Source organism: Nocardia higoensis NBRC 100133, from assembly GCF_000308595.1.
GTDB lineage: Bacteria > Actinomycetota > Actinomycetes > Mycobacteriales > Mycobacteriaceae > Nocardia > Nocardia higoensis.
Genome location: NZ_BAGA01000121.1, coordinates 30,821 through 56,775, shown reverse-complemented (window position 1 = coordinate 56,775; position 25,955 = coordinate 30,821). Strand labels below are relative to the sequence as shown.

Sequence of the window (25,955 nt, the reverse complement as noted above, 5' to 3'; positions counted from 1 at the left end):
CGTCGATCTGCCGCGCGGGGGTGTGATCGACACATGTCGGTGCCGGGGCCTACCGTGTCGGCTCATGCGGGTGCTGCACACTTCGGATTGGCATGTGGGACGGACGTTTCACGGCGTCGACCTCCTGGTCGATCAAGCGCGCGCGCTATCGGCGATCGCCGAGCTGGTCGCCGAGGAGTCGGTGGACGTGGTGGTGGTCCCCGGCGACATCTACGACCGTTCGATTCCCGGCGCCGACGCCATCGGGGTCTGCACCCGCGGCCTGGAGGCCATCGCGGCCGCGGGCGCGAAGATCGTCGCGACCTCGGGCAACCACGATTCTCCCGCCCGGCTCGGCGCGGGCGCCAGCTTCGCGGCGGCCGGCGGGCTGTATCTGCGGACCAGGGTGGCCGACGCCGACCAGCCGGTCGTGCTGTCCGACGAGCACGGCGACGTCGCCTTCTACGGCATCCCCTATCTCGAGCCGGAGGTGGTGCGCGGGGAGCTGGGTGTGCCTCGCGCCCGCTCGCACGCCGAGGTCGTCGATGTGGTCATGGAACGCATCCGCGCCGAGCTGGCGACCCGGCCGGGCACCCGCTCGGTACTGCTCGCGCACGCGTTCGTGGTGGGTGGCGCGGCGACCGGCTCGGAGCGCTCCATCTCGGTGGGCGGCGTCGAGACCGTCGCGCTGTCGGCCTTCGACGGCGTCGACTACGTGGCGCTCGGTCATCTGCACTCCCCACAGACCCTCTCGGAAGCGGTGCGGTATTCGGGTTCACCGCTGCCGTATTCGTTCGGCGAGTCCTCACACCGTAAAGCGGTCTGGATCGTCGACCTGGACGAATCGGGCCTCGCCGAGGTCCGCAGACGCGACTTGCCGATGGTGCGCGGGCTGTCCCGGCTCACCGGCACGGTGGCGGAATTGCTGTCCGACCCCGCGCACGAGGACGCCGTCGAGCACTATGTCTCGGCGACCCTGACCGACCGGGCCCGGCCGCTGGACGCCATGCGCAGGCTGCGCACCCGCTTCCCGCACGCCGTCCACGTGGAGTGGATCCGCCCCGACGCCGACGCGGTGCTGCACTATCGCGAGCGGGTGCGCGGGCGCGACGACCGCGCGGTGGCGCGCGGGTTCCTCACCGATGTGCGGGGCGAGCCGTCGGCCTCGGAGGTGCGGTGGATGGAGCGCGCCCTGGCCGCGGCGGTCGGCGAGCCCGAGCAGTCGTCGGTGCTCGCCGGAACCGACGAGGACGCGGCGTCGTCCGCTGAACCGCGCGGCACCGTGCCGGGCGGTGCCGCACACGCTGCCGGCCCACACGATGCTGCTGTGCCGAGTGCTGCCGCCGCGGGCGGCGACGACTCGGACGACGATCTGGAAGGGGAATTGACGGCATGACGGCGACTCCGGTCGCGGGGCGCCCCGCGGCACACGGCGGTGCGGCATGAGGCTGCACCGGCTGGAGATGACGGCGTTCGGCCCGTTCGCCGCCCCGACGGTGGTGGATTTCGACAGTCTCGGCGCAGACGGCCTGTTCCTGCTGCACGGGCAGACCGGCGCGGGCAAGACCACCGTGCTCGACGCCATCGCCTTCGCCCTCTACGGCCGCGTCCCCGGCGCGCGCGGCGAGAGCAAGCGCCTGCACTCCGACCACGCCCCGGCGAACACCCCGCCCCGCGTCGTGCTGGAGGCCACGCTGGGCGGGCGACGGCTCCGCCTGACCCGCTCCCCGGAATTCGAGCGCCCCAAGCTGCGCGGCACCGGCTTCCGCACCGAACAGCCGAAAGCCACTCTCGAATGGCTCGACGGTCGCGGAGAAAACCTCTCGCGCATCCCCGACATCGGTGAGGAGGTCGTGCGCCTGCTCGGCATGAGCGCCGACCAGTTCTTCCAGGTGGTGCTGCTGCCCCAGGGCGACTTCGCGCGCTTCCTGCGCGCCGAGAACGACGACCGCGAAAAACTGCTGGAAAAGCTGTTCGACACCCGCCGATTCGGCGTCGCCGAACAATGGCTGGCCGAGCGCAGGCGGGCCTCGCGTGCCGCACTGGCCGAGTCCGAGCAAGGCATCGAACGGCTGATCGCCCAGATCCGCGGCGCGGCCGGACTGGCCGTCACCGAGTCCGCCACGGTCGAGGACGCCGTCGAATGGTCGCAACAACTGCTCGCCCAGGCACGCGCCGACCTCGCCGACGCGACCGCCGATGCCGTTGCGCGCGAACAGGAATGCGCTCGGCTGCGCACACAGGCCGACGAGGTCCGTGCCCAGGACGAGCTGCGCCGCCGGATGACGGCCGCCCGCGAACAGCTCGCGCGTTTCGAGGCGACCGCCGAACGGCGCCGGGCCGCGCAGGCCGAACTCGACACCGCGCGCCGGGCGCAACCGGTCATCGAGGCGATCGACGAAGCCCGCGAGATCGTGGTGACCGCACGCCGGCTCGAGGCGGACGCCGGTCGGTCCGCCGATCGGCTGGCCGCGGCACTTGCCGTTCCCGAGGCAGCCGACCTTCGGCTCGACCTGTTGGTCGGGCGATCCGATCCGCCTGCGGAACTCCTCGTGGCGGAATCCGGTGCAGCGCAGCGCACCGACGCCGCACTGCCGGATGGCGCTGCCGAACCCCCGCGTCCGCATGGCGATGCTGAACCGCTGGACGGCGCGGCTGAGCGTTCGCGTCTGCGCGGCGAGGCCGGACTGCCGGATGGCGTGGCTCAGGGTTCGCGTCTGCAGGGCGACGGCGGACTGCTGGACGACGCGGCCCAGCCCGCGCGCCTGCGCGACGACGCCGACCTGGACGCGGCGATGCGGGCGTGGAGCGCGCACGCCGGAGCGCTCGACATCGTGCAGGCCGATGCGACCGCCGCGGCCGAACTGTCCGTGGAGCTGAAGGATCTGCGCGCCGAGGACGAAAGGCTGACCCGTCGCGAGGACGAGCTGACCCGCCGCCACGGCGAACTGCCCGCCGCGATCACCGCCGCGGAACTGCGGCTGCGGGAAGCGAGCGAGGCCAAGGCCGCGCTGCCCGCGCTCGCCTCGGAATGCGACCGCCTGCGAACAGCGGCGAACGCGGCCGCCGAACTGGTTCGGCGCCGTACCGATCTGGACGCGACCCGTGTGGAGTTCGAATCCGCTCGCGCCTCCCACAACGACGCCCGCGCGCGGGTACTCACCTTGCGCGAGCGCAGGCTGGCCGGGATGGCGGCCGAACTCGCCGGCGCGCTCGTCACCGGGCATCCGTGTGCGGTGTGCGGCTCGAGCGAGCATCCCGCGCCCGCCGAGAGCGCCGTGGACGCGGTATCCGTGGACGCGGAGGAGGCGGCCGCCGAGGCCGAACGAGCAGCCGAGCAGCGACGTGATCGGATCGGCATCCGCATCGTCGACCTGGAAAAGGACATCGAAGGTCTGCTCGCCCGTGGCGGCGACGCCGATCCCGTCGAACTGGCGGCGACCTTGCGTGCGGCGAACGTCCGTCACGAGGACGCCGCAGACGCCGCGAGCGCCTACGACACGGCGAACGCGAAACTCACTCGCCTGCGCGACGAACAAGCCCGGGTGCAGGACGAACTGCGCGCCACGCAGGTGCGCCTCGGCGAGGTCGGCACCGGCATCCGCGCCGCCCGAACTCGCTTGGCCGAAGCCACTGCCCGGGTGCGCGAGGCGGCGGGCGCGGACCGCACCGTCGAGGACCGCCGCGCCCGCCTGGATGCTCTCGTCGACGCCGCCGCCGCGCTCGCGCAGGCCCGCTCGGCGGCCCTCGAGGCGCTCGGGCGCGTCGCCACCGCCGCCGATCGAGTCGAGAACCGTGCTGTCGCCGCCGGTTTCGAGCCGGCGACCGAAGTGCCCGAGGGTGCCGACGAAGTCGCCCGGATCAGCGCCTACGCCCAGGTGGTTAAAGCGGCCGCGCGAACACCGCAGCGGCAGAACGAGATCGAATCCGAACTCGTGGCTGCCGACCGGCTCCGCGCGTCCGCCGAAGCCGTGCTGGCCGAGCCAGGGATTCAGGCCGCCGCCGAGGCCGAGCCGGGTGACCTGCCGGCGGTGCTGCAGGCGGTCGAAGAAGCGCAGCAACGCTCGAACGCGGCGATCGCGGCCCGCGCCGAGGCGAGCCGCCGTGTGCATGCGCTCGAGGAACTCGGCACCCAATTGTGGAGCGAGGTGGAGCGGCTGGCTCCGCGGCGGCGTGCGCACGATGAACTCGACCGCCTCGCCGACGTCGTCGCCGGCCGCGGCGAGAACAACCGCAGCATCTCCCTGCGCTCCTATGTGCTCGCCGCCCGCCTCGAGGAAGTCGCGATCTCCGGCTCGATCCGCCTGCGCCGGATGTCGGGCGGGCGTTACGAATTCGTGCACACCGACAAGACGAGCCGTGGCGCCCGCCGTGGCGGTCTCGGCCTCGACATCCGCGACGACTACACCGGTGCCGTCCGTCCGGCCAAGACCCTTTCCGGCGGCGAGACCTTCATGGCCTCACTCGCTCTGGCGCTCGGCCTCGCCGACACCGTTGCCGCCGAATCCGGCGGGGTCGTGCTCGACACCCTCTTCATCGACGAAGGTTTCGGCAGTCTCGACTCCGACACCCTCGACGCGGTCATGGGTGTCCTCGACGAACTGCGCGCGGGCGGCCGAGTCGTCGGCATCGTCAGCCACGTCGACGAAATGCGTCAGCGCATCCCCAGCCGCCTGCATGTCGTGCGCGGTCGCGAGGGATCCACCCTGCGCGCGACCGTCGCCTGAGCCGCACGTCCAGCGGGCGCGAGGCAGCTCGCTCGGGCGATTCGCCGACACGCCGATTCGCCGACGCGGCGCTGCGTGGTGCGTGGTGCGTGGTGCTGCGCCGGCCACGCCGACGGATCGAGCACGCTCGCGACCATGCGCCGTTGTGGAGATGGCCGGCCGCCACGGTCACGTCGAGCAGGCGAGCGCGTCTGCGGCCATTCGCCGATGCGGCGACGCGTGACGCCCTGCCGACCGATCCCGTCGATCCCGTCGATCGCGCCGCCTGCCGCGGTGGGCATCGAGGCCGGAACGCCCGGCTCACGGCTTGCCGACTCCCGCCTGCCTGCTCTCGTGATCGAGCAACCACCGCTTGGCCTCCAGCCCCCAGCGGAAGCCGCCCAGCGCACCGCCGAGGCGCAGCACCCGATGGCAGGGGACGAAGAGCGCGGCGGCATTGCGCGCGCAGGCATTGGCGGCGGCGCGGGTCGCCAGAGGACGTCCGGCCAGCGCGGCGAAGGCGGTGTAGGTCACGGGCTCGCCCGCGGGAATCTTGCGCAGGACTTCCCAGGCGTGGGTGAGGAATTCACCGGAGCGCTGGTGCACCGGCACCGTGTCGATCGCGGTGGTGTCACCGTCGTGGTAGGCGACCACGGCGCGAGTGATCTCGCCGAGCGAGTCGCGCTGCCGGAGTTCGGCGGGCCGCAGTGCGGAGTGGATCAACAGACGCAGGTCGTCGGCATCGGCGGTCCAGCCGGAGGCCAGTACCGCGCCGTCGGCGTCGGCAATGGCGGTGAACGGGCCGATCGGGGTCGCGGCGATCGCGAAGTCGGCGACGGAAGGGGACATGAGGGCTCGCTTTCGATGAATGTGGGCGGGTCAGCCGACGCGGCGATCGTCGTCGGGGACGACCGGGCGGGCGAGTGCGCGCGCGGCCAGCGCGGTTTTCCACAGGTGCATGGACAGATAGGAACGCCAGGGCGACCAGCGGGCTGTGTCGCCGAGGTCGATGCCGAGCAGTTCGGCGCCGCGCCGCGCGATCAGGTCGCTGCGCAGCAAGGTGTCGGGGTCGGCGAGCAGGCGCATGGTCACATAGTCGGCTGTCCACGGGCCGATGCCGTCCAGGGCCAGCAGGTCGGCGCGCAGTTCGAGCGCGGTACGGCCCGGATGCAGCGCCAGGTCGCCGGAGGCGATGGCCGCCGCCGCCCGCACGATCGACTCGATGCGCCGGGCCGGGCCGGTCAGCACCCGCGCGCCGTGTTCGGCGACAGCCGCGGCGGTGGGGAACAGGTGCGATACCGGCCCGTCCACGCTCTCGCCCAGCTCACGCACCAATCGCCCGGTGTGGGTCGCGGCAGCGGACACCGAGATCTGCTGACCGATCATGGTGCGCAGCAACAGCTCGGCGGGATCGGCGCAGCCCGGCACCCGGATGCCACGGGTGAAGTCCGCGCCGAGCACCTCGTCGACGCCGATCGGGTCGGCGTCCAGATCGAGCAGATGCCGCACCCGCGCCACCGTCGGCGCCAGATCACGCATGTCGCGCAGGGCGAGCTCGGCCTGCACGTGCCCGGGCCGGATCCGCAGCGCCACCGTGGCGTGCCCGTGCGGGGTGCGCAGGTTCCGCGTGTACGTCCCGCCCGACCACCGCTCGACGCCCGGTGCGGAGTGCGCGCCGAGGAACCATTCCAGCCAAGCCTGGTCGAGCGGTTCCCGGTAGGGCAGCCGCAGGCTCAGCACGCCGTCGGCGGGAGCCGGGGTGCCCGCGCGGCGGCGGGCCTCAGTGCGCATGACCGTCGGGCTGACGGCGAAGACCTCGCGCACGGTGTCGTTGAACTGCCGGATGCTGGTGAATCCGGCCGCGAACGCCACCTCCGACATCGGCATGTCGGTGGTCTGCACCAGCAGTCGCGCGGTGTGCGCGCGATGCGCCCTGGCCAGCGCCAGCGGTCCCGCTCCCAGTTCGGCGGTGAGCACCCGCGTGAGCTGCCGTGCCGAGTACCCCAGGGCAGCGGCCAGGGCGGGCACGCCGCCGCGTTCGATCACGCCGTCGCCGATCAACCGCATGGCGCGAGCCGCGAGATCCGCGCGCGTGTTCCACAGCGGCGAACCGGGAACGGCATCCGGCAGGCACCGGCGGCAGGCGCGATAACCGGCCTGCTGCGCGGCCGCCGCGGTCGGCAGGAACGACACATTCACCCGTTTCGGGGTGATGGCGGGACACGAAGGGCGGCAATAGATTCCGGTGGTCCGCACGGCGGTGAAGAACTGCCCGTCGAAGCGGGAGTCCCGGGTCGAGACCGCCCGATAGCATCGCTCGAAATCCAGCGCCGTGATCGTCACGCCTTCCACGATGTCAGCCGCGCGACGGCCGTGCTAGCGGGAATCGGACATCGTCACCGATCAGCAGCAGCGGCCCGCCGGATTGCTGTCGGCATGGGCGTGCCGGTCCCGCCAGTACTCCCGTTCGGTCGGCACCGGCCGGTCCGGATGGCGGCGGCGCAGGTGCGCGACATAGCGCTGATAGTCCTGCCCGCCGACCACCGAATCCAGCCACCACAGCGTCGCCCGCACCGCCGCGCGCACCCGCCCGGCCGGGCTCGACGGTGCCGGGGACGTTCGGTCGGTGTCCATGACCGCCCTGCCTCACGCGTCCGATTTCACGTCGACCACGTGCGCCGCTCCCGGCGCCCGGACCGTACCGGCAGCGATCAGTTCGTCCCACTGCTTCTGCACCTCGCGTTCGGCCGGGGTGGCGATGAACCCGCTCGGCGCGAAGATCTTCGACGGTTCCTCCGGCGACTCGGAGGTACTCCTTTCCCCGGAACGCCAGGCCCGCGCACACACCAGCGCGCCGACGACCGCCACGATCAGCACCAGCACCGCGAACAGGATCGACAGCGTGCCCTGGATGAAGGTGTTGCGCACCACGACGTCGACTTCTTCGGGAGTCTTCGCCGTGAGGCACAGCGTGCCCGCGTCCTGCGCCTGCTGACACAGGCTGTGCTGCTTCCAGTACCCGAGCTTCGGATCCGCGGAGAAGATCTTCTGCCAGGACGCGGTCATGGTCACCAGCAGATCCCAGACCAGCGGGATCCCCGGGATCCAGGCGTACCTGGTCAGGCCCTTCTTCACCAGGATGGTGACCACCACGGTCAGCGCCACGGCGGCCAGCAGCTGGTTGGCGATGCCGAACAGCGGATACAGCGCGTTGATGCCGCCGAGCGGATCGCTCACGCCCATCAGCAGGATCGACCCCCATGCCGCGACCACCACCAGCGAGCACACCCACGCGCCCACCCGCCAGGACGGATCCTTCAGCCGGGCCAGCGGCCCGCCGAAGTTGCCGAGCGCGTCGGAAACCATGAACCGCGCGACGCGGGTGCCCGCGTCGATGGTGGTGAGGATGAACAGCGCCTCGAACATGATCGCGAAGTGATACCAGAACGACTTCATGCTCGCGCCGCCCAGGAACTGGTGGAACACCTCGGAGATGCCGATCGCCAGCGTGGGCGCGCCGCCGGTGCGGGAGATGATCGAGGTCTCGCCGACGTCGGCGGCAGCGTTGACGAAGGTGTCCGCGGTGGCGGGCGTGCCTGCCAGGCCGAGTGAATTGGTGTATGCGGCAGCGGTTTCGGGTGTCCCGCCGGTGAGTGAGGCCGGGGCGTTCAGGCCGAAGTAGAGATGCTGGTCGATGATGCAGGCGGTGATGATGGCCATGACCGCGACGAACGACTCCATCAGCATGCCGCCGTAGCCGATCATCTTCGCGTGCGATTCCTTCTCCAACAGCTTCGGCGTGGTGCCGGAGGAGATCAGTGAGTGGAAGCCCGACAGCGCGCCGCAGGCGATGGTGATGAACAGGAACGGGAACAGGCTGCCCGCGAAGGACGGACCGGCACCGGTGCTCGCGAATTCCGAGATCGCCGGAGCGGTGAGCACCGGCATGGTGACCAGGATGCCGATGGCCAGCAGACCGATCGTGCCGATCTTCATGAAGGTCGACAGGTAGTCGCGCGGGGCGAGCAGCAACCACACGGGCAGCACCGAGGCCAGGAAGCCGTAACCGATGAGTGCCCAGGCGATAGTGGTGCGCGAGAGCGTGAACCAGTCCGCGCCCCAGTCGGTTTCCGAGACCCAGCCGCCGCCGACGATGGCGAGCAACAACAGCACGATGCCGATCGCGGAGACCTCACCCACCCGGCCCGGTCGCAGGAACCGCAGGTAGATGCCCATGAACAGGGCGATCGGAATGGTCATCGCGATGGAGAACACGCCCCACGGACTCTCGCCGAGCGCATTGACCACCACCAGCGCCAGCACCGCCAGCAGGATCATCATGATCACGAGAATCGCCGCGATGGCCGCCACGCCGCCGACCGCGCCGAGTTCGTCGCGGGCCATCTGTCCGAGGCTGCGCCCGCGCCGCTTGGTCGACGCCCACAGCACCAGGTAGTCCTGCACCGCACCGGCCAGGCAGACGCCGACCACGATCCAGATCGTGCCCGGCAGATAGCCCATCTGCGCCGCCAGCACCGGCCCGACCAGCGGACCGGCGCCGGCGATGGCGGCGAAGTGATGGCCGTAGAGGACCCGGCGGTCCATCGGCATGAAATCCTTGCCGTTCTCCAGGATTTCGGCCGGCGTGGCCAGATCGTCGCGCGGTTTCGCGATCTTCCACTCGATGTAGCGCGCGTAGAAGCGGTAGGCGATGACGTAGGTGCACACCGCCGCGACGACGATCCACACCGCGTTGATGTTCTCGCCGCGCGCGACGGCCAGGATCGCCCAGGCGATCGCGCCGAGTATCGCGATGGCGGCGAAGACACCCTTCTCGACCGGTGTCATCGGGGATCTGTCGACCACCCCGACCGGTGGCAGATCCGGGTCGGTACGCAGATATTCGATCGTCGCCATCCGCTACTCCTGTGACGCGTGACACCGAGACGCTTCCCAAGGTATCGGATGGCGCGGGGCTACTCGCCCCGATATGTGCCGAAACTCCACAGGTTGCCCTCGGGGTCACGGGCTGTGAATCCCCGGGAACCGTAGTCCTCGTCGCGGAGTTCCCGCACGATCTGGGCGCCGGCCGCGGTGGCTCGCGCGAACAGCCCGTCGGGGTCCTCGCAGACCAGGTAGATCGAGTCGTTTCCCGGCGTGCGCTGCCCGAACGGGGTGTCGTCCTTGCCTGCCGAGCCGAACATCACGCCGCCGCCCAGCGGCCAGCGCAGTTCGCCGTGCTCGACGACGGCTTGGTCGTTCTCGCGGGTGTAGACGGCGCGCTTCTCGAAGCCGAACGCCTCGGTCAGGAACGCGATCATGGCGTGCGCGTCCCGGAAGCTCAGGCACGGCCAGACGGCGGTGCCGGTTGTCGTGGTCTGCGTCGAAGTCGTGGTCTGCGTTGAATTCGTCATGGCTCCAGCCTCATCCGAGCGCCCCCGTCTCGTCTTGGACGGATGGAATCTCCTCCTCGGCCAGCCATGTCGTGGGGCTGCACCCGGCCAGATCGGCGAAATCCCGATTCAGATGCGCCTGGTCGTAGTATCCGCAGCTCGCCGCCACCTGAGCGAGCGTCACGAACGAAGGCGTCGAGGCGATCATCCGCCGTGCCCGTTCGAACCGCGTGATCCGCGCGGCCAGCTTCGGAGCCAACCCGAACTCGGCGGAGAACCGCCTGGTCAAGTGCTGCCTGCTCCACCCGATCCGCTCGGCGAGCATCGACACGCTCGCCGCGCCCGCGCTGTCCACCACCGCCCGCCACGCCCAGGTCAGCTCCGGCCCCACCAGCCGATCCGGACACGCCAGCCGGGTCAGCACCTCGTCGCACACCGCGAACCGCGCGCGCCACGACGCGGGCCCCTGCAGCCGCTCCCACAGCTCGTCTCCGACCGGTCCCACCAGATCCGCGCATTCCAGCGTCGTATTCCACAGCGCCCCCGCCGGTAGCGCGAACAGCGTGCGGCAGCCCAGTGGCGTCAGCTCGATCGCCACGCCTTCCTGGTGACCGGTGTGCGCGATCGCCGCACTGCTCGCCTGCAACCCGCTGAGCACACAGCGGTAGTCGCCGGGGCCCTGCGTGCGGTCGGTCTGCGCGACCACGTCGATGGTCGGCCCGATCGCGACGATGAAGGTCTGATGGCGTGAGGGCAAGCCCCGGTGCAGGCCCGGGGCGTAGCCCGTCATCCGATATCCGACGTACTGGTCGATGAACCCGGCCAGCGGGGGAGCGGGCCGCGCCATCACCACCTCGGTGGTCGGCTCCATGCGCCCACGCTACGCCCGCCGCACCCGCCCCGACAGGTTCCTGCGCTCGCTTCCGCCTCGGGCCATGCGGCGACCGGCGCACCCGCGCGAGCGCGTAGACTCCCATCCTCGTGAGTCTCACCCTCGGAATCGTCGGCCTGCCCAACGTCGGAAAGTCGACGCTGTTCAACGCGCTGACCAAGAACGACGTGCTGGCCGCGAACTACCCGTTCGCGACCATCGAACCCAACGTCGGCGTCGTTCCCCTGCCCGATCCGAGGCTCGACAAGCTCGCCGAGATCTTCGGCTCCGAGCGCACCGTCCCCGCCGTCGTCTCCTTCGTCGACATCGCCGGCATCGTCAAGGGCGCTTCCGAGGGCGCCGGCCTGGGCAACAAGTTCCTCGCCAACATCCGCGAAGCCGATGCCATCTGCCAGGTCGTGCGTGTCTTCGCCGACGATGATGTGATCCACGTCGACGGCCGCGTCGACCCCCTCGCCGACATCGAGGTCATCGAGACCGAACTCATCCTCGCCGACCTGCAGACCCTGGAGAAGGCGGTCGTCCGCCTCGACAAGGAAGCCAAGGTCAAGAAGGACCGTAAGCCCGTCGCCGACGCCGCCAAGGCTGCCCAGGAGATCCTCAACAGCGGCCGCACCCTCTTCGCCGCCCAGAAGGACGTCGACACCGAACTGCTGCGGGAACTGTCCCTGCTCACCGTCAAGCCCTTTCTCTACGTCTTCAACGCCGACGAATCCGTCCTCACCGACGAGGACCGAAAGGCCGAGCTGAAGGCCGCCGTCGCCCCCGCCGACGCCGTCTTCCTCGATGCCAAGGTGGAAGCCGAACTCCTCGAACTCGACGACGAATCCGCCGCCGAGCTGCTGGAATCCATCGGCCAGACCGAGCCAGGCCTGCACGCGCTCGCCCGTGCCGGCTTCCACACCCTCGGCCTGCAGACCTACCTCACCGCAGGCCCGAAGGAAGCGCGTGCGTGGACCATCCACCAGGGCGACACCGCACCCAAGGCGGCGGGCGTCATCCACACCGACTTCGAGCGCGGCTTCATCAAGGCCGAGGTCGTGGGCTTCGACGACCTGGTCGCGGCCGGCTCGATGGCTGCTGCCAAGGCGGCGGGCAAGGTGCGCATGGAAGGCAAGGACTACGTCATGACCGACGGTGACGTGGTCGAGTTCCGCTTCAACGTCTAGCTGCGACGAAGTAAGCGGGGGCGTTGCACCTGGTGGTCGGACGTTCTGAATGAGCCTGTCCTTGGCCGCGGCCGGCAGGCCTCGAACGGTAGATGTGGCAGTCCGAGCAGACCCACGATGTCGCCACATCAAGTGCCGGACGCGGCTATGCAGCGCGTGCCGCCAGAGGTAACACCGAGAAAGAATTCGACGGGCGCCCCGGCGGTAGCCGGCTACTGGAAACTGCCGCGCGACTTGTTGTCGTACGCGGTTGCCGGATTCGCGGCGTGCGTGAAGAGGCGGTCCAAACCTGTGCGGCCACAGAACAATTCATGCGATTGAACGGCGGTTCGAGCCAGTCGCTGGATGAGATCCGGTTCGGCTCGAACCAGGTCGACCGCTGAGCGATCTCAGCCGGCCAGCAGTTCCAGGGACTGCTCGTCGCTTCCTGAAATCGGCATTGTCGGACGTTCCGCGCGGAGATCAACGGCCCGAGATAGGCTCGGGCCGTTGATCTCCGACTGTCGCAACTGGCCATCGGCAGGGGGGCCGACAGCATCCTCGATGACGAGAACCGGCTGGGACTTCGAATGTTCCGCTACTTGACGGCGTTCGCCAACTGATCGGCATATGGGGCAGTGAATCTTCCGACAATGGGAAGTTCTGCGCGGACACCGCCGGTGTTGTTCGCCTGGACCATGGCCATGATCCAGACGACGAGGGCGAATACCGCGACTGCGAGTCCGGCGAGGCTGAAGATGATACCCAGGACTCCGAGGAGCGAGCCGACGATGCTCAGCACAGTATCGACCACCGATACCGCACCGAAGAAGACGATCGATTGCGAGGCATGGAATTTCACATCGGGATCGTCCTTTCCGACGAACAGGAAGATGATTCCGGTGAGCCATCCCAGCGCGTACGACAGGATCGCGCTGGTCTTTTTGTCCAAGCCGGCGGACTGCGGTTGGTTGTCAGGAGGTGGAGAAGATGTCATGGGGTGAGTAGATGCCACGCGCGCCACCTACCGATCCCAAGTTCGGCACGAACCCCCAGCGGATCGGCGAGGACGTCGGCTGCCGCTCCGTCGACCAGGACCATCCGTTCTGGGACGGCTCGCCGACGATGCCCTGGGCGGGCACGGCGATACGATCGGTGTATTGCGTTTCCGTGAGTCCGGGCGGGCGGGCCGGGTGGCCTGCCCCTGCGATGGAAGGCTCGAGAATGACGCAGGTCAATATCGGTAAGCAGCACCCCGCCGCCTATAAGGGCGTTCTGGCGCTGAACAAGGAATCCGACGAGGCGATCGCGCGGGCCGGACTCGATCCTCTGGTGGGCGATCTGGTGAAGATCCGGGTGTCACAGCTCAACGGATGTGCGTTCTGTCTGCGCATGCACACCCGTGACGCGCTCGCGAAGGGGGAAACGACCGACCGCCTCGCGGTGCTGGCAGCTTGGTGGGAGTCGCAGTACTTCTCCGAGCAGGAGCGCGCCGCACTCGCTCTGGCCGAGGAAGTCACCCGCTTGCCGGTGCCGGAGCGCCGGGACTGGGACGACGGTTCGTTGAACGATGAGCAGGTTTCCGCGATCAGCTGGCTCGCGATCGTCATGAACGCCTGGAACCGGCTCGCCATTCGCAGCCACTATCCCGTTGCCCCGTGACGTGCACCGGGCGAACGGGGTGGCGCCACCCGGCGATTCGGCTGTGCCAGGGTCCACGGCTTCCGTGGGACTCGCGGGTAATGTCCGGGTGGAAAGGCAAGTGCCACGTCATGACCGACGGTGACGTGGGCGATTCGATGAACACGCTCTCTCGAACAAGGTCTGGTCCACCCGAGTAGGCAAGGTGATCACACGATGGCCGTGCACGTGAATGTCGACAACTTCGTCCAGGCAGAGACCCATCGGATGTTCGCCGATATCCAGGCGGCCGCCGGGGGTATCGGGAAATTCCGGCACAATCGGACACCGGCCCGGATCGACGAGCAGACGGTCATCAGGCTCAATCGGGACACCCTGTACAGCTTCGTGGTCGTCGACCTCGCTCGGCCGGCCCGGCTCGTGCTGCCCGATGCGGGTGGCCGGTACCTCTCGGCGATGATCGTCGACGAGAACCACTTCGTGAGCGAGGTCATCCACGAGTCCGGCGAACACACTCTCTCGAGCGATCGGTGCGGGTCGCGCTATGTGCTCGTCGCGGTTCGCGTGCTGGTCGATCCGACCGACGACGCGGACATCGCCGCCGTCGCGTCGATTCAGGACGGGCTCGCGATAGTCCCCGGGGCGTCGGAGGCATTCGTCATGCCGGATTACGATCTCGAGAGTCTGGACGCGACACGAGACGCGCTGCTCGCGCTGGCCAGTGGCCTGACCGATATGGACCGGATGTTCGGCACCCGGGACGAGGTCGACCCGGTCCGTCACCTGATCGGGTGTGCGGCAGGGTGGGGCGGGCTGCCCAGCACCGAGGCGGCGTACATCGGTGTGGACCCGAACGTCCCGGCAGGCGAGTACGAGCTGGTCTTCTCCGACGTCCCGGTCGATGCGTTCTGGTCGGTGTCGGTCTACAACGCGAAGGGCTTCTTCGAGCCGAACGACCAGGATCTGTACAGCGTCAACAGCGTGACCGGAGTGCGCAACGACGACGGCTCGATCACCGTCCGCTTCATCCCGCCGGATGCGAGCGATGTCCCGCCGAACGCCATCGTCACCCCGGACGGCTGGAACTACCTCATCCGCCTCTACCGGCCCCGCGCGGAGATCCGCACCGGCCGGTGGCAGCCGCCGGCACTCGTGCCGGTCGGCAAGCGCTGAGGTCGGCCGGCGTACCGGAAGGCGTCGGCGTCACATCCCCATGAGCGGTCGCCCGGATCAGTCCTCGCGGATGAGCAGGAACGGCGCGGCGGCGACTCGCGACCACGGTCCGCCGACGAAGGTGAGCCCGAGCAGGGTGTTCTCATCGAGCACCCGGAATTCGTCGCGAACCCATCGCCAGGGGATCGGGCCGCTGCCGCCGTAGGACACCACGATCGCGGGTTGGCCGTCGAGCCAGGAGGATTCGGTCGCCACGGTCATGGGCAGATGCTCGACCAGACCCGCGCCGTCGCCGGGCGCGCGGAGCACGTTGACGGCGGTGCCGTCGCCGGCGAACCGCTTGCCGTGCCACCTGCGCATCCCGCCGAGGGCGATGGCGCGCGGCGCGGCGACCCGCAGCGGGCCGGGGCCGACGAACTCGGCGCGGTAGGTGCCGGTCACCGGCGCCGCACCGACCGGCAGGCCGGCGAACAGGGCCCGCAACTCGGAGAGGGACCGCGGGAGTTCCGGACGGGATGCGTTCAACTGACAGCTCTTTCGGTGCGGGCCGCGTAGCGGGCGGCGAATCGTTCGGCCATCGCGGTGATGGTGAGGCTGGGGTTGACGCCCACATTGGCGGGCACGGCCGAGCCGTCGACGACATACAGGCCGGGATGGCCGAAGACCTGGTGGTCGGTGTCGATGACGCCGTCGGTGGCGTCGTGCCCCATCGCCGCGCCGCCGAGGATGTGGGCGGTGATGGACTTGCCGCCGATGCTCTCCAGCAGCAGGTTCAGTGGGCGGCCGCCGACGGAGGCGGCGAAGGCGCGGGCCACGTCGTTCGCCTGGGGGAGATAGCTCGGGGCCTGTTTTCCGGTGACGGAACGCGAGCGCAGGACCCGGCGCCATGGGCGCACCGGGGACCGGTCGAACACGAGGCGGATCTCGTTCTCGACGCTCTGCATGGCGGTGAAGACGCTGAGTCGTTCGATGAAGTTGCGGGCGAAGGTGGTGCGCAGTTGCCGCACGGGGTGGGCGAGCAGGGTGCGCAACGCGGCGCGGCGCCGGCGCGCGGGGTCGTCGCCGTCGACCAGCGGGCCGACCTGGAAGCGCATGTGCCAGCCGCCGACGTAGCGGTTCTGTGTCACATGGGTTTTCGCGTCCGGGTAGAACTCGCTGGAGATGGTGGGGCCGCGGGTGAAGTCGGTGTCGGGGTCGTCGGCGAGGACCGCGGTGATCGCCTCGGAATTGGTGCGCACGCCGGTCCCGAGCCGGTCGGACACGCGCGGGAGGAGCCCGGCCTCGCGCGAGCGGAACAGCAGTTCGACGGTCCCGAGCACACCGCCTGCCAGTACGACCTCCGGTGCGCGCAGTCGCGCACCCGATGCGGTGCGGACCTCGTAGCCGCCGCCGGGCACTTCGGCCACGCCGGTCACCCGCTGTCCGGCGCGGATCTCGGCGCCACGACGCTCGGCCAGCCAGAGGTAATTGAGGTCGAGGGTGTTCTTGCTGCCGTAGGCGCAGCCGATCAGGCAGGCGCCGCACAGTCGGCACCCGGTGCGTTCGGGGCCCTCGCCGCCGAAGAAGGGATCGGGAACCGTCACGCCCTCCTCGCCGAAGTAGATGGCCATCGGGGTCGGTCCGTAGGTGTCGCCGGCGTTCAGGGTCTCGGCCGTGGCTCGCAGGTGGTCGTCCATCGGGCCGGCGAAGGGGGAGACCGTGCGGCCGAGCATGCGCGCCGCGGTCTTGTAGTGCTGATCCAGTTCGGCACGCCAGCCGGTCGGCGATCGCGGCCAGGCCGGATCGGTGAAGAACTCGTCCTCGGGTTCGAGCAGGACGCCCGCCCAGACGATGCTGCCACCGCCGACGCCCGCGCCGCCGATGATGCCGACGTGGGCGAGGACGCGCTGCCAGAAGAAGCCGCGCAGCCCGAGTTCCGGCATCCACAGGTATTTGCGCGGGTCGCGGCGGGCGGCCGCGAAATCGTCGCGGGTATGGCGGCGGCCCTGCTCGAGGACGATCACGCTGCGGCCCTGTTCGGCCAGTCGCAGCGCACTCACGGCGCCGCCGAAACCGCTGCCGACAATGATGACGTCGCTGTCGTACTCGGCCGTGCGGTTCTGCATGGCGAGCAGCATAAGCGTCGTCGCCGGACGCCGGGAGGTCGATCGGCATCGACGCAGATCGCCCTGCGTTCGGGAATCCGCGCCGGTGCGGCAAACGGGGAGCGATCGTGCCGATTCGGCCCCGGACCGCCCTGACGGCGTCGTGGAGTCCGGCCGGGTCGGCGGCGCCGTCCGACGCGATCCAGGCCGCGGAGGCGATGTACGAGCACGACAGCGCCGCCGCGACGATGGCTGTTCGGCGCTACCGAGCAGCGGGGACGGGCTCGGCCCACACATCGTGGACGCCGCCCGGCCCCCGGCCGCGATCGATCGCGACGATCAGAGCGGCGCAACCGATCCCCGACAGCACCAGGCTCGTTCCGAACAGGGCCGGATAGCCGAGAGTGTCGCCGACCGCGCCCGCCGCGAAGCCGGCCAGCCCCTGCACCGTCACGACCGCGCACGCGAGCAGGGTGTAGTCGCTGCCCGCGTGATCCTGCTCCGAGGCATCCATCATGAGCGTGAACACCGCGACGGTGGCGGCGCCGCCGAGGATGTGTTCGGCCAGGCTCGCGGAGACGATCAGCCCGAATCCGCCGACGCCCAGCGCGGCGATCAGGTACAGGGCGAGACTCGCGGTCTGGGTGATGCCGCCGATGAGCAGGGCCTGACGGCGTCCGCGCCGGAAGCACAGCCAGCCCCCCGCCGCCGCGCCCGCGAGTGCGCCGACCGAGGACAGCACGCCCTTGACCAGCGCGATCTGTCCCAGGGTGAGGCCGGAGTCGGACATGAACGGGCCGACCATCGCCGAGCCCATCGAATCGCCGAACTTGAACGCGCCGATCAGCAGGATGAACGCGAGCATGCCCGGCCTGCGCAGACGCGTCCACCAGTCGGTCGCCAACGCGACCGGTCGCGTTCGCGGCGGGCGCGGGGTGCCGCGAGTCGAGGTCTGCGGATGCCACCACACCGGGATCACGGTGACCAGCAACAGGATCGCCATCGCGAAGAAAAGGCTGCGCCAGCCGGCGAGCGCGAACAGCCACAGCAGCACGCCGCCGCCCACGATCATGCCGATCCGGTACGCGCCGACCTGAATCCCGTTGCCCAGCCCGCGCTCCTGCGGTCCGAGCAACTGGACGGCGAGCCCGTCGGTGGCGACATCCTGCGTCGCGGACACCAGATTGACCACCGCGATGCCCACGAACAGCCACCGCAACGACGACGACAGGTCCAGACCGGCCAAGCCGAGCGCCACCGCCGCGGACGCCAGTTGCAGCGACAACAACCATTGGCGACGGGTGCCGTAGTGATCCACATACGGCGCCCACAGGAACTTCAGTCCCCACGGTGCGAACAGCACTCCGGTGAGGCTGATCTCCGTCAGCGTGAAGCCGGATTCGCGGAGCACGACCGGCAGCGCCTGGGTGAAGAAGCCGTACGGCAGGCCCTGGGCGAAATACAGGGAGGACAACAGGAGCAGGGTGCCGACGGGGATCATGCCGGCCCGGGCCGCTGTGCTCATACGGACAATCCTGACAGACCGGCCCGGACCTCTGTTCGCCCGGAACGGCGACGCGGCGGATCCGGCGAACGGTCGTCACGCGGTGTCGGCCCGCCGGGGCGCGACGCTGCCGTCGGCTTTCGCGAATGGCCCGAGCCCGGTAAGCAATTGATGTGGATGCCAAACGTGTTGTTCGACAAGGATTTCTGCCCCTGCTTCCGGGGATGGCGGAAGCGGCGCGTGGAAGGGAGTGATGCGCGAGTGATCGACGGTTCGTCGGGATCGAGTTCGTCGGCGGCTCCGGGTGCATCCGGGCTGATGCCGATCGCTCTCGGGGCACTGGCGGTGGTCACTGGTGTTCACCTGGTCGCTCGGTCGGCCGCGCCGGAGGGGCTCGTCGCGGACATCACGCAGGTCCTGCTGATGCTGTTGCTCGCCGCCGCGCTGCTCGCCGGAACCAGCCGTCCGCGTGGGCGACTCGTCGGCCTGGTGTTGTTCGCGCTGTTCTTCTCGTGGCTGGGCGACACGGTGCCGCGGTTCGTCGACGGCGACGGTGGATTCCTGTCGCTGGTCGGCTGCTTCCTGGTGGCGCAGGTGTGCTATGCCGTCGCGTTCTGGCCTTCCCGCAAGCACTCGCTGCTCGTCCGCCCCGCGGCAGTGGCGATCTACGTGGCCGCGCTCGTGGTGCTGGTCGTGCTCTGCCGGGACGCGGGCCCGCTGCTGGTACCGGTGCTGATCTACGGCATGGCGCTGGTGACCATGGCCGTGCTGGCGACCGGGCTCGGACCGATGGCAGGTGTGGGCGGCGCGATCTTCCTGGTGTCGGATTCCCTGATCGCGGTACGCGCCTTCGCCGGTGTCGAACTGCCCGCGCACTCGTTCTGGGTGATGCTCACCTATGTGATCGGGCAGGTGCTGCTGGTGCTCGCCGTCCGGAGTCGCTCGGTGGAGTCGGTGGCGCCCCGGGGGGATGAGTCCGGGGCGACCGCGGCTAGCCCGCCAGATGCCGGGCGATGACGAGCCGCTGGATCTGGTTGGTGCCCTCGAAGATCTGGGTGATCTTGGCTTCCCGCATGTAGCGCTCGACCCGGAAGTCGCGGGTGTAGCCGTAGCCGCCGAGCACCTGGACTGCATCGGTGGTGACCTTCATGGCGGCGTCGGTGGCCACCAGCTTGGCCACCGAGGCCTGGCGGGAGTAGGGCAGACCGGCGTCGCGGCGGCGGGCCGCGTCGAGATAGGTGGCGCGTGCGGAGTCGACGGCGGCGGCCATGTCGGCGAGCAGGAAGCCCAGACCCTGGTGGTCGATGATCTTGCGGCCGAACGCGGTTCGTTCCCGCGCGTAGGCAACCGCCTCGTCCAGGGCGGCCTGGGCGAGACCCACCGCGACCGCGGCGATCCCGAGGCGACCGGAATCCAGCGCGCTGAACGCGATCTGCAGGCCCTGGCCCTCCGCGCCGATGCGGCGTTCGGTGGGCACGAAGGCGTTGTCGTAGTGCGCGGAGGTGGTCGGCACGGCGTGCAGGCCCATCTTCTCCTCGGGCTTGCCGAAACTCAGGCCCTCGGTGTCCTTGGGCACCAGGAAGCAGGAGACGCCCTTGGAGCCCTCGCCGGTGCGGGCGAACAGGTTGTAGAAGTTCGCGATTCCGCCGTGGGTGATCCACGCCTTGGCGCCGTTGATCCGGTATCCGCCGTCGGCGGGCGTGGCCTTGCAGGCGAGCGCGGCCGCGTCCGAGCCGGCCTGCGGTTCGGAGAGGCTGTAGGCGCCGATGGTGGCGCCGCCCAGCATGTCGGGCAACCACCGCTGCTTCTGCGCCTCGGTGCCGAAGGCCATCAGCGGGTGGCAGGCCAGGCTGTGGACACTGACCGCCACCGCCACCGCCGCCCAGCGGGCCGCGATTTCCTCGAGCACCTGCAGGTAGACCTCGTAGGGTTGACCGCCGCCGCCCCATTCCTCCGGATAGGGCAGGCTCAGCAGGCCGGCTTCGCCGAGGGTGGCGAATACGCCCTGCGGGTAGGTCTCGTTCCTCTCGTGCTCGTCCACGATCGGCGCGAGCGCCTTGTCGGCGATCTCGCGGGTGAGCTGGATGAGGTCCCGCGCCTCGTCGGTGGGCAGGAGTCGGTCGACGGCCACAGGATCCTCCTCGAAGCGGTACGCAGCCCAGTACTCTGGGCCGTCTCAGAGTACTGGCGGAAGGTCAGTACTGCAACCTGTCCGCCAGTACTATCAGGCGTATGGAGCACCGCTCGTCCTTCGCGACCGCCCGCCGCACCGAACTGTTCGACGCGCTGGTCGCGCTCTTTCTCGCCGAAGGCTTCGCGCACCTGACCCTCGATGCGATCGCCGCGCGGCTCAAGTGCTCGAAGTCGACCCTCTACACCCTGGCGGGAAGTAAAGAGCAACTGGTCACGGCGGCGTCGGTGCATTTCTTCAAAGGCGCGACCGAGCGGGTCGAGGCGACGGTGGCCGCCACGACCGGGCCGCGCGAGCGGATCGCCGCGTATCTGACGGCGGTCGGCGACGCGCTGTCGGAGGCATCGGAGCGGTTCATGGCCGACCTGGACGGCTTCGCGCCCGCCCGCGAGGTATACGAGCGCAATACCCGCATCGCCGCCCGCCGAGTGCGGGAACTGATCGCCGACGGCGTCGCCACCGGTGAATTCCGGGGCGTGCACGCCGCCTTCGCCGCCGATCTCGCCGCGACGATGATGGCGCGCATCCAGCGCGGCGGCGTGCGGGCCGAGACCGGGCTCGACGACGCGAGCGCCTACCGCGAACTGGCTGCCATCCTCACCGCGGGCGTCAGCCGGTAGCGCGGCCCGACGAACCGAGAGCGCAGTCGCGAGGGGAGAGGCTAGCCCGGAGGTGGAGAACGGACGGCGGCCCGGCACGTGATCCGCGCCGGGCCGCCGTCGTTCCCGATCAGAGGAAGGAGTTCTCCCCGCGCAGTCCGTAGCGGGGGTGATCGCCGATGACGATCGACTCGAAGATGCCGAAGCCGGTCGCGTCACCTTCCTGCGTCCTGATCACGCAGTCGCGCAACTGATGCGCCTCCAGGATCGTGTCCCGGTCGGTCATATCGGCGTAGCGTTCGCCGGACAGGTGGTCCACGCCGTTCCACTTGCCGTGCCGGTCGCCCTTGAACCCGAAGTAGTTCGCGGTACCGAGGTGGAACCCGGTGTCGGATACCGGCGCGATCTCCACCGTGCGGTTCTTGCCCCAGCCCGCGTCGAAGGTCAGGGTTCCGCCGAGCAGCCGCCGGGTGTCGGGATCGTATTTCAGATCGTCGACCATGCCGTGCAGCGGCTCCTGACGTCCGTCGGCGTGATTGACGAAACCGGAGAAGTAGTGCACCTCGCCGTCCACCCACTGCAGGTAGTGGTGGATCTCGTAGGGATCGCTGCCGTCGGCAGGCTGGAAGTACATCGGACTCCAGGTGAGGATGAAGTCCTGATTCATCCGGTTGGGAGCCTTGACGTCCGGCGCCGGGACACCGACGTCCATGCGCACGCCCCATGACCGGTCGCGATAGCCGAGCCAGGTCTCGTCGGTGATCTCGACGCGCTCACCGTCGATCTGCACCCAGCCCGACACGGTGCACAGCTGATGGAAGCGCCGCAGATCCGACGCGATCCGGAAGCCGTCCATGCCGCGCTGGGCGTCCTTGCGTTCCAGGAACGGGGGCAGGATCGCGGTGAGGGTGACATCGAAACTCAGCGGCTGCACATCGTTCTCGCGCAGGATGCAGCGGACCTTGCGCATCGGCTCGATGATCTCGTAATCCAGCGGCCCCACTCCGACGCGCTCGGGGTCGAGGTCGAGTTCGGTGCTGGCCCGCACGGTGATCTGTTCCACGCCGCGGGAGATGCCGGCGAAGCCGTCGATGACATTGCGGTTGTGGTACTTGCCGATGCCGAAATCGATCTGCAGCGAGCCGTCGCGGGCGAACAACGAGCACCACACCTTCTCGGTCCAGGCCAGATCCGCGTGGGAGACGGTCGCGAAGGTGTCGGGGGTCTGATGGATCAGATACTCGTCGGCGGGGGTGACGTACTGCATGGGTTGGCGCATAGCGTTGACCTTTCTGGAAGTGACGGCGCCGAGCCGTCGGAAAAGAGGGGGCGAGAGCTGGAAAGCTCTGGTCGGCTCACCGCAGGCCGGTGAACGCGCTCGGCCGCGAGTGCGCGACGAGCGCGCCGCCGAAAATCGCCGCCGCCTGGTCGTCGTCGCCGAGCGGCTCGGGGAACAGCGCCATGGTCCGATCCGAGAACGACCAGTCGACCGTGTCCGCCACCCCGGCCAGCCGGGCGAACGGTCGCAGACCCCAGGAGTACATCCGGGTGGCGGCGAGAATGCGCTCGGCGCGGTCCATCTCGCTGAAGCGCCGATACAGCTTCAGATGTTCGGCGCCGAGCCGGTCGGCCAGCTCGGACCACTGCTCGGGCGGCAGCACGGCGCTGGTGCCGTCGGCGTAGCGCGCGGTCACCGAGGCGCTGGTGACCGCGGCCAGGAACTGCTCCGGTTCGGTGAAGGTGGTTCCCCAGTCATTGATCTCGAAGTCCTCGAACGCGTCGACCGGGTAGGTCAGGGTCAAGGTCACCCCGGCCACCCCCGGATCGCTCTCGCGCGCCCACGGATATTCGAACGGACCGGTATCGAGACTGAGGAAATCGCGCACGAGGGTGGCCTGCCCGTCGCCTGCCGGGTAAGGGCCGTTGTCGCAGATGCCCACCCGCGAGTCGGTGAAGTACATGAAGCAGTACCCCGACAGCGCCGCGTTGAGCTGCCGGAGCTGCTTGCTCGTCGCGGCGTCGAGCTCACGGCACGTGCCACGCAGTTGCGCCACCACCGCCTCGGGCAGATAGCGGTTGGTGAAGCCGGCGTCCTTGTAGTCCAGCGTGCCGTCGCCCCGGTGGGCGAGGGTCAGGCGCCGCCAGAAGTCGACGACGGTGCGGACATCGTCCAGATCGTCGCTCGGCGCCAGCTTGCCCATGTGGATGAGCAACTCGCGGCCACACAGATAGTGGTAGCCGACCATCCAGATCCACAGCGGGCTGACGAGCCCGGCGTTCTCCCGCAGCCGTGCGCCGAGCACCTCGGCGGGCACGGCGGCGTCGATGGCGCGAATCCGGGCGGGATAGCTGTGGAAATCCTCGATCACCGACATCGACATGTACGGCATCATCGGAAAGATCTCCGAGGTGAAGCCGGATCTGCGGGTCATCTCCGGCTTGAACGACCGGCCCATGTGCAGGACCAGGGCCTCGAGCTGCTCGTCGGACATGCGCTGGGCGCACAGTTCGGCCACGGTGTCCGCGCCGACCGAGGACGGGAACGGCTTGCACCCGATGTCGTCGCCGACCGTGCCGAGGTAGTTCCACCAGTCCTCGACCGCCGAACCGGTGGTCGCGGAGGTGAATCGGCGGACCGGTCCGGTGCCGGCGGAACGATGCGCGGGCGGGGGCGGCGTCTGTTCCGCGGGTGCGGCTTCGGACGCATCTGTCGACAGACTGAGCCAGCCGTCGCCGGAAGCCGACGACTCGAGCAGCACGTGCGTGCCGTCCGCCGGTTCCCAGCCGTCGAGATCGACCGCGAGCAGGCACGGCACGCCGTACTCGCGCGAGACGATGGCCAGGTGCGAGCGCGTGGTGCCCGAGGTGCACACGATCCCGCCGAGCCGTCCCAGGATCGGCGAGAGGAAGGTGGTGCCACCGGATTCCACCAGGGCGATGACATCGTCGAGCTCATCGCCGAATACGTCGATCACATCGTCGGGGGCACGAAACGCTCTGATGCGACCGCGCGTGACGCCGAAGTCGAACGCGCTCGTTCCGGCGCACTTGCCGGGAGCCGAAGTGGTCATGACTGCGCTCCGATCGGACGGAAGCAGCTGTCGCGATCGGCGGGCACGAAGATCCCGCCGATCAGCCCGAGTGCGACCTTCGGGTCGCTGAACCGCCGGTAGGAATCGACGATCGAGGGACTGATCGACCAGTCGATCTTGTCGTAGCAACCGGCGATGCGCGCCCACGCCTTCAGCTTCCAGCTGTACATCTGGGTGGCGTAGAGGTTGCGCTGTTCGGGGTCGGTCTCGGCCAGGCGCGCGTACAGCGTGCGGTGCGCGGCACGGATGTGCCCGGTCAGCTCGCTCACTTCCGCCTGGGAGAGGGCGCGCAGCTCGCCGTTCCTGGAGGCGAACACCCTGGCCTCGATGATGTCGCCGAGGTAGTCGCTCGGGGTGAACCAGGCGGTGCCCCAGACGTTGTTGTCCATCACCACGGTGTCGGGCAGCCGGTAGGCGAGCACGAAGTGGTGCTCGGGGAGGGTGTCCCTGATCCCGTCGAGCCACGGGAAGTCGCCGTCGCCGTCGCAGCACAGCTCGCGAAGGGCCAGGAAGGTGCCGTCGCCGAGATCGTAGGGCCCGGTGTCGCAGACGGCGGTGCGGGCGTCGCAGTTCTCCAGGAAGGCGTACGCGGTCAGCCGCGCGGCGAACTTGCGGATCAGCGCGGTGGTGGCCGCGTCGTTCGGCTCCAGCTGCGCGCGGATGGCGGCGAGCAGATCGGGGCCGACCACATGCGAGCTGTTGGCGGGCTCGGCGTCCATGTTGAACAGCGCGCCGTCGGTGCGCATGGCGATCGTGGCGCGCCGCCAGAAACGCAGCACGCTGAGCGTGTCCTCCAGGCCGTCGGCCAGGGTGTTCTCGCCGAGATCGACGAACAGTTCACGGCCGGTCAGGTAGTGCAGGGGCATCGCGGCCAGATTGATGAAGCTGCGCTTGGAGCCGATCGGGAGCCCGCTGCGCACGAGCTGCTCGGGGGAGGCGTGCTCGGTGATGACGCGCAGGCGGTCGGGCACCCGGAGGTAGTCCTCCATCATCGACATGACGATGTAGGTATTCATGCCGAACAGTTCGGACTCGAAGACGGTGCGCCGAGCCAGTTCCGACTTGTAGGCGCGCCCGCCCTGCAGGACGAGCTGGTTCCACTCCTGCAGCGTGGGCTCGTAGTCCGGGTCGGTGAGGACTCGGGTGCTGACCGAGGTGGCGGCGGTCATGAGGCCACCGCCGGGGTGGTCACGATGTCGATCGTGGCGTTGTCGGGGTCGGACAGACCGAGCCGGACCCGGGCGCCCGAGGGAATCTCGGTGGTGATGTCGGCGGCCAGCACACACGGCACCGCCGACTCCCGCGACAGAATCGCAAGATGCGATTCCCGGCTGCCCGCCGTGCACACGATGGCCTTCAGGTCGGGGAGGATGGGGGACAGGAAGGTCATCCCGCCCTTGTGCACGAACGCGATCGTGTCGGGCAGGTCCTCGTCATCGATGGACAGGACGTCGGTGGTGTTCTCGAACCATCGGGCCGTACCGGAAATGTCCTCGGTGGCAAAGAGATTCACGCCGGTGCCGACGTGCGGTGCAGGGTTCGTCGTCAAGTGC

General features: G+C 69.4%; 23 protein-coding genes. 8 read left to right on the top strand and 15 right to left on the bottom strand.

Going from position 1 to position 25,955, the window contains the following annotated elements; translation table 11 throughout:
- Window positions 1-64: 64 nt before the first annotated feature.
- Both ON26_RS22260 and ON26_RS22255 read left to right on the top strand, forming a co-directional pair.
- Entirely contained in the window at window positions 65-1,375 is a 1,311-nt protein-coding gene (locus tag ON26_RS22260) for an exonuclease SbcCD subunit D (RefSeq protein WP_083884285.1), read from the top strand.
- Between the two features lie 46 nt (window positions 1,376-1,421).
- The gene (locus ON26_RS22255) at window positions 1,422-4,706 is read left to right on the top strand and encodes an AAA family ATPase (protein WP_040798172.1); all 3,285 of its coding nucleotides are present in this window, start codon (window positions 1,422-1,424) and stop codon (window positions 4,704-4,706) included.
- 300 nt (window positions 4,707-5,006) lie between these two features.
- Here the strand turns inward: ON26_RS22255 and ON26_RS22250 are convergent, their stop codons facing one another.
- The 6 genes from ON26_RS22250 to ON26_RS22225 are packed head-to-tail and all read right to left on the bottom strand — an operon-like array spanning window position 5,007 to window position 10,949.
- Window positions 5,007-5,534, bottom strand: a complete 528-nt coding sequence (locus ON26_RS22250; protein ID WP_040798171.1) for a methylated-DNA--[protein]-cysteine S-methyltransferase — start codon at window positions 5,532-5,534, stop codon at window positions 5,007-5,009.
- Between the two features lie 30 nt (window positions 5,535-5,564).
- A complete protein-coding gene (locus tag ON26_RS22245) occupies window positions 5,565-7,037 on the bottom strand; it encodes a DNA-3-methyladenine glycosylase 2 family protein (protein ID WP_051027363.1) in 1,473 nt (490 codons plus the stop codon).
- A 51-nt stretch (window positions 7,038-7,088) separates the two neighbouring features.
- Complete coding sequence (locus ON26_RS22240; RefSeq protein ID WP_051027362.1) at window positions 7,089-7,319, bottom strand: YbdD/YjiX family protein; 231 nt, start codon at window positions 7,317-7,319, stop codon at window positions 7,089-7,091.
- Window positions 7,320-7,331: 12 nt separating this feature from the next.
- Window positions 7,332-9,602 (bottom strand): carbon starvation CstA family protein, encoded by a 2,271-nt coding sequence (locus ON26_RS22235; protein ID WP_040798170.1) that lies wholly within the window; start codon window positions 9,600-9,602, stop codon window positions 7,332-7,334.
- Between the two features lie 59 nt (window positions 9,603-9,661).
- Window positions 9,662-10,099: a VOC family protein gene (locus ON26_RS22230; RefSeq protein WP_040798169.1), complete on the bottom strand. Its 438-nt coding sequence runs from the start codon at window positions 10,097-10,099 to the stop codon at window positions 9,662-9,664.
- Window positions 10,100-10,109: 10 nt separating this feature from the next.
- Window positions 10,110-10,949, bottom strand: coding sequence for a helix-turn-helix domain-containing protein (locus ON26_RS22225; protein WP_040798168.1), 840 nt, complete (start codon window positions 10,947-10,949; stop codon window positions 10,110-10,112).
- A gap of 110 nt (window positions 10,950-11,059) precedes the next feature.
- Between ON26_RS22225 and ychF the strand changes: the two genes are divergently transcribed.
- Window positions 11,060-12,139: a redox-regulated ATPase YchF gene (gene ychF / locus ON26_RS22220; protein ID WP_040798167.1), complete on the top strand. Its 1,080-nt coding sequence runs from the start codon at window positions 11,060-11,062 to the stop codon at window positions 12,137-12,139.
- 92 nt (window positions 12,140-12,231) lie between these two features.
- The gene (locus ON26_RS33545; protein ID WP_157171978.1) at window positions 12,232-12,522 is read left to right on the top strand and encodes a hypothetical protein; all 291 of its coding nucleotides are present in this window, start codon (window positions 12,232-12,234) and stop codon (window positions 12,520-12,522) included.
- Window positions 12,523-12,716: 194 nt separating this feature from the next.
- Here the strand turns inward: ON26_RS33545 and ON26_RS22215 are convergent, their stop codons facing one another.
- Window positions 12,717-13,115, bottom strand: a complete 399-nt coding sequence (locus tag ON26_RS22215; protein WP_051027361.1) for a DUF4870 domain-containing protein — start codon at window positions 13,113-13,115, stop codon at window positions 12,717-12,719.
- A gap of 227 nt (window positions 13,116-13,342) precedes the next feature.
- Here ON26_RS22215 and ON26_RS22210 point away from each other — a divergent pair, with 227 nt between their 5' ends.
- Together ON26_RS22210 and ON26_RS22205 are read left to right on the top strand one after the other, a co-directional pair.
- Window positions 13,343-13,780, top strand: a complete 438-nt coding sequence (locus ON26_RS22210; RefSeq protein WP_040798165.1) for a carboxymuconolactone decarboxylase family protein — start codon at window positions 13,343-13,345, stop codon at window positions 13,778-13,780.
- 195 nt (window positions 13,781-13,975) lie between these two features.
- Window positions 13,976-14,932 (top strand): DUF1214 domain-containing protein, encoded by a 957-nt coding sequence (locus ON26_RS22205; RefSeq protein ID WP_040798164.1) that lies wholly within the window; start codon window positions 13,976-13,978, stop codon window positions 14,930-14,932.
- A 57-nt stretch (window positions 14,933-14,989) separates the two neighbouring features.
- Here the strand turns inward: ON26_RS22205 and ON26_RS22200 are convergent, their stop codons facing one another.
- The 3 genes from ON26_RS22200 to ON26_RS22190 form a co-directional block, all read right to left on the bottom strand.
- On the bottom strand, window positions 14,990-15,457 hold the full coding sequence (locus tag ON26_RS22200) for a hypothetical protein (RefSeq protein WP_040798163.1): 468 nt from the start codon (window positions 15,455-15,457) through the stop codon (window positions 14,990-14,992).
- Window positions 15,454-17,037 carry a GMC oxidoreductase gene (locus ON26_RS22195; RefSeq protein WP_040798196.1) on the bottom strand — a complete coding sequence of 528 codons (1,584 nt, stop codon included), beginning with the start codon at window positions 17,035-17,037 and terminating at the stop codon, window positions 15,454-15,456. The genes ON26_RS22200 and ON26_RS22195 overlap by 4 nt, the downstream gene beginning before the upstream one ends.
- A gap of 241 nt (window positions 17,038-17,278) precedes the next feature.
- On the bottom strand, window positions 17,279-18,541 hold the full coding sequence (locus ON26_RS22190) for an MFS transporter (RefSeq protein WP_040798162.1): 1,263 nt from the start codon (window positions 18,539-18,541) through the stop codon (window positions 17,279-17,281).
- Window positions 18,542-18,838: 297 nt separating this feature from the next.
- Here ON26_RS22190 and ON26_RS22185 point away from each other — a divergent pair, with 297 nt between their 5' ends.
- Complete coding sequence (locus ON26_RS22185) at window positions 18,839-19,537, top strand: lysoplasmalogenase (RefSeq protein WP_083884284.1); 699 nt, start codon at window positions 18,839-18,841, stop codon at window positions 19,535-19,537.
- Here the strand turns inward: ON26_RS22185 and ON26_RS22180 are convergent.
- Window positions 19,512-20,651, bottom strand: coding sequence for an acyl-CoA dehydrogenase family protein (locus ON26_RS22180; RefSeq protein WP_040798161.1), 1,140 nt, complete (start codon window positions 20,649-20,651; stop codon window positions 19,512-19,514). The genes ON26_RS22185 and ON26_RS22180 overlap by 26 nt on opposite strands.
- 101 nt (window positions 20,652-20,752) lie before the next feature.
- Between ON26_RS22180 and ON26_RS22175 the strand changes: the two genes are divergently transcribed.
- The gene (locus ON26_RS22175) at window positions 20,753-21,331 is read left to right on the top strand and encodes a TetR/AcrR family transcriptional regulator (RefSeq protein ID WP_040798160.1); all 579 of its coding nucleotides are present in this window, start codon (window positions 20,753-20,755) and stop codon (window positions 21,329-21,331) included.
- 109 nt (window positions 21,332-21,440) lie between these two features.
- On the opposite strand, the gene ON26_RS22170 is transcribed toward ON26_RS22175, so the two are convergent.
- The 4 genes from ON26_RS22170 to ON26_RS22155 all read right to left on the bottom strand — a co-directional run bounded on the left by ON26_RS22170 (window position 21,441) and on the right by ON26_RS22155 (window position 25,951).
- The gene (locus ON26_RS22170; protein WP_083884283.1) at window positions 21,441-22,589 is read right to left on the bottom strand and encodes an Rv3169 family protein; all 1,149 of its coding nucleotides are present in this window, start codon (window positions 22,587-22,589) and stop codon (window positions 21,441-21,443) included.
- Window positions 22,590-22,665: 76 nt separating this feature from the next.
- Window positions 22,666-24,381 carry a PEP-utilizing enzyme gene (locus tag ON26_RS22165; protein WP_040798159.1) on the bottom strand — a complete coding sequence of 572 codons (1,716 nt, stop codon included), beginning with the start codon at window positions 24,379-24,381 and terminating at the stop codon, window positions 22,666-22,668.
- Entirely contained in the window at window positions 24,378-25,571 is a 1,194-nt protein-coding gene (locus ON26_RS22160) for a hypothetical protein (protein WP_040798158.1), read from the bottom strand. The genes ON26_RS22165 and ON26_RS22160 overlap by 4 nt, the downstream gene beginning before the upstream one ends.
- Window positions 25,568-25,951, bottom strand: coding sequence for a PEP-utilizing enzyme (locus ON26_RS22155; protein ID WP_040798157.1), 384 nt, complete (start codon window positions 25,949-25,951; stop codon window positions 25,568-25,570). The genes ON26_RS22160 and ON26_RS22155 overlap by 4 nt, the downstream gene beginning before the upstream one ends.
- Between the last annotated feature and the right edge of the window lie 4 nt (window positions 25,952-25,955).